General features: G+C 53.4%; 2 protein-coding genes. Both read left to right on the forward strand.

Annotated features, from left to right (window positions below; translation table 11 throughout):
• Nucleotides 1-3,876 (forward strand): DNA-directed RNA polymerase subunit beta (locus tag SMC5_RS00600; protein ID WP_165848893.1); only part of this gene is annotated, 3,876 nt, incomplete at its 5' end.
• A gap of 21 nt (nucleotides 3,877-3,897) precedes the next feature.
• Nucleotides 3,898-4,220 (forward strand): GTP-binding protein (locus SMC5_RS00605; protein WP_243624919.1); only part of this gene is annotated, 323 nt, incomplete at its 3' end.

Here is a 4,220-nt window from a genome sequence, read left to right on the forward strand (position 1 = left end):
ACACAAATTCCGCTCATGACACCATTTGGAACGTTTCTCATCAATGGCGCGGAACGCGTGATCGTTTCACAGCTGGTCCGCTCGCCTGGCGTTTATTTCGAGGGCGGGAAGGACAAATTGTCCGGCGCGCAGATTTATATGGTGACCCTTATTCCTGACCGGGGGAACTGGATGGAAATTGAGGCCGGCAAGGACGATGTCATCTATACGCGTCTTCGGAAGAAGGCTCGCAAGGTTCCCGTAACACTCGTGCTGAAGGCTCTTGGCATTGAGTCCAATGAGGAAATCGAGCGCCTTTTCACCATCGAGAAGACCGAGCGCCTATCCACCGAACAGCTTCGGTCGGTGTTCGATCAGGCCGAATATACGGCGGTCGAGCCACTTCTGGATTCCAAGGGCAAAGAGATCATCAAGGAAGGCGCTGCGATTACCCGGAAAGCAATGAGCCTTCTCGAGAATCATCGCGCTAGCTCGTTTCTGGTCAGCAGCAAGCAGCCTGATCGTTGGATTATCAAGACGCTCAAGGCCGACAAGACCACGAATCAGGAAGATGCAGTGAAGCAGATCTTCAAGGAGATGCAACCGAAGGAGCGCCTTACGCTCGAGGCTGCGCAGAATCTGCTCTCGACTCTTTTGACCGACCAGGCATACAACACGTTCACACCGATTGGTCGATACAAGATCAACAAACGGTTTGGAGCAGACAGCGGTTCTGCTGTTCTGACCAAAGACGATTACGTCTCTATTATTCGACATCTGATTGACATCCGCGAACGCAAAGCCAACTTTGATGATATCGACAGTCTGGCGAATCGTCGTATCAGGCGTGTGGGAGAATTGCTTGCCGAGGAAATTCAGGACAGCATGCTGAAGGTAGCGAAGGCAACTCGTGACAAGGTCACGATCTACTCATCAGAGCAGATGATGAACCTCCAGAATGTTCTCAATACCAAGCCGGTTATCTCTTCTATCAGAAACTTCTTCGGGCAGAGTCAGCTATCCCAGTTCATGGAACAGATCAACCCGTTGTCGAGTCTTGCACACAAGAGGCGTTTAAGTTCTCTCGGACCAGGTGGCCTAAACAGGAAGCGGGCGGGCGTGGAAGTCCGCGACATCCACTCTTCCCACTACAGTCGTATTTGCCCCATCGAGACTCCAGAAGGTGGGAACATAGGACTAATCAACAGTTTGAGTTCGTACGCCAAACTAGACCAGTTTGGATTCATTACTGCGCCTTATGCCAAGGTCGAGAATGGTCGCAAGGACGAGAAGAACGTTGTCTATATGGATGCTGAGGAGGAAGAGCATCATTCGATCGCCCAAGCCAATACTGCTGTCGATGAGAAGAGCCGTCTGACTTCGAAGACGGTTATCGCCAGGCAGCGCAGCGAAGGCGGCGAAATTCTCCCGAAAGAGCTTCCTGCCGGCAAGGTCGATTACATTGACCTCTTGCCGTCGCAGGTATTTGGGATTTCGGCCTCGTTGATTCCCTTCCTTGAGCACGACGATGCGAACCGTGCCCTCATGGGCTGCAACATGCAGCGACAGGCAGTACCACTGGTACGTCCGGATCGCGCCCGCGTTTCGACTGCCATGGAAGGACGGGTTGTTCATGACAATGGTGACCTCGTGCTCAGCGATGTGGACGGGATCATCTCATATGTGGATGCCGAGCAGATCCGAATCTCGCCTTTGGTCAACGTGGTGGACCTCCAGGCCGGCAGCATTCCGGTGGACGTCATTCCCGTCATGCTCGCCTCAGATGCAAACGAACCCGGTATTCTCGGCGATGTTCGCATGGTGCCCATTTCCTTCGCGCCCGCGGGTGTTCCAGAGGTTATTCTCAAATTGATAGGCTTGGAGATTTCGCGTGAGCAGGTCGAGGCTCTTTCGGACGAGGGAGTCGAATCGTTTCAATACGTTCCCGCAGGTTCCATCGTTCAGAATTCGCTGACAGACCTGTTCGACGTGCAAACCGATGACAGTCTGGTCGGGAAAGTGTTGGCTAAGGATGTGCCGGAAGGCAAGAACAAGGTACACAAAGCTGGCACAAAAATCACTGAGACCCTGCTTGGCCGTTTCATCAACAATGCAAAAATCCACTCTCTTCCGATACAGGAAGGCGACGAGATCGCGTCGGTTGAGCTACAGATGCTTACCATGACTCCCATCGGGCAACAGGTTCTCGGCCATCGGATTCTGGGTGTGACGTCGGTACAGGACCTGAGCCCCAATATCGGTCGTACAGTCGCCGAGGAGAGTCTCCGTGACCTCTTTGCCAAAGACAAGAACGCCAGCATTCTGACGTATGATCCTGCCAAGGCAGCAGGTTATGAGCTCTTCCGAGTCAACGGATCGCTTGCCGGTCAGACACTTGCCGAGAATGTTCAGCTTCGCAAGCCCAAGACCAAGAAATTGGCTGTCGGGAGAAAGCTGACCCGCGACGATCTGATTCTGATGGCAAAGAACGGAGTGACCCACGTTTCCGTACCCCAGGCTCGTGTGTTCGAGCTCCAGAAATTCAAGCGGACGAATCAGGACACATGTATCAACCAGCATCCGGCCGTTTCCACAGGAGATGAAGTACACGTCGGCGATCTTCTCGCAAATGGGTATGCGTCTGCGGAAGGGGAACTTGCTCTGGGCAAGAACCTCTTGGTTGCCTATGTTCCATGGCGAGGATATAATTACCAGGACGGCGTCATCGTCAGTGAGCGTCTCGTACGCGATGATAGCCTTTCGTCCATACATATCAAAGAGCACAAGATCGAGGTGAGATCGACAGAGTTCGGTAAAGAGGAGATCACTCGTGACCCGCCCAACGTCTCCAAGGAACTCGCGCGCCATCTGGACGAACGTGGCGTGGTTCAGGTCGGAGCGCACGTCAAGGCTGAGGATGTTCTTGTGGGCAAGATCACGCCACGCGCTGAACAGGAGGAGTCCCCTGAGGTAAGGGTCTACTTCGCTTTGTTCCACGACAAGGCTCGTGATTACAAGAATACGTCCTACAAGGTGCCGCCCGGAGAGGACGGCGTTGTTATCGACGTGCAGGAGATTACGAAAGACAACACGAGTGATGCTCTTCCCGTTGGCGTTGAACGGATCATAAAAGTCTATGTCGCCAAGAAACGCAAGATTATCGTCGGGGATAAGGTTGCTGGACGCCATGGAAACAAGGGTGTCATTACGCGCATTCTGCCCGAGGAGGACATGCCGTTTCTGCAGGATGGAACACCTGTCGATGTTATCCTGAGTCCGCTTGGCGTACCCTCACGTATGAACATCGGCCAACTTCTTGAGGCCAGTCTGGGCATGGCTGCCCGGATATTGAACGTTCGCGCCATGACGCCAGTGTTCAACGGCGCTACCGAGGAAGAGATCAAAGCTCTTCTTCGCAAGGCTGGACTCGACGACAGCGGCAAGGAGGACGTTCGCGATGGTATGTTTGGCAAATACTTCGATAGCCAGGTTACCGTAGGAGAAGCATATATCCTCAAGCTGATTCACTTGGCTGAAGACAAGATGCATGCGCGCTCGACCGGCCGCTATACCCTTATTACCCAGCAGCCAATCGGTGGCAAAGCACAGTTCGGTGGTCAGCGCTTTGGAGAAATGGAAGTATGGGCCCTGGAGGCGTATGGTGCCTCGACCGTACTGCAAGAGATGCTGACGATTAAATCAGACGATCTTGAGGGCAGACGTGTAGCTTACGAACGTCTCACAAAAGGAAACAATCTCTTCGAAACAGGTTCTCCAGAGTCGTTCAACGTTCTTGTGAAAGAACTTCGTGGGCTTGGGCTGGACCTGGAGACGCTGCCGAAGGCAGGGGACACTCACGCGAAGAGTACCAAGGTAGTGCTCGAAGACAACGAATAGCATTCTCTAGGGGAGGAAAAGGTGAGCAGATTCAGCCCGAGTGACATAAGGAACTTCGCGCTAGTTGGACAAGGCGGCTCTGGCAAGACGATGATCACAGAACGCCTGCTTTTCCGTGCCGGCGCAAGCCAGAGAGTTGGCCGCGTCGAAGATGGAACTACTGTTTCCGACTACCTGGATGAGGAAATCAAACGTCACATCAGTACAAGCATTGGCCTTTGCGAATTTGACTACAAGGGGGTTCGGCTGAATCTGCTTGATACCCCGGGATATGCCGATTTCATGACAGAAGCGCAGGAGGCGGTCAGGGTAGCTGACGCCGCATTCCTCGCAATCAATGCCGG

Source organism: Candidatus Cryosericum odellii (genome assembly GCF_003570935.1).
Taxonomy (GTDB): Bacteria; Caldisericota; Caldisericia; order Cryosericales; family Cryosericaceae; genus Cryosericum; species Cryosericum odellii.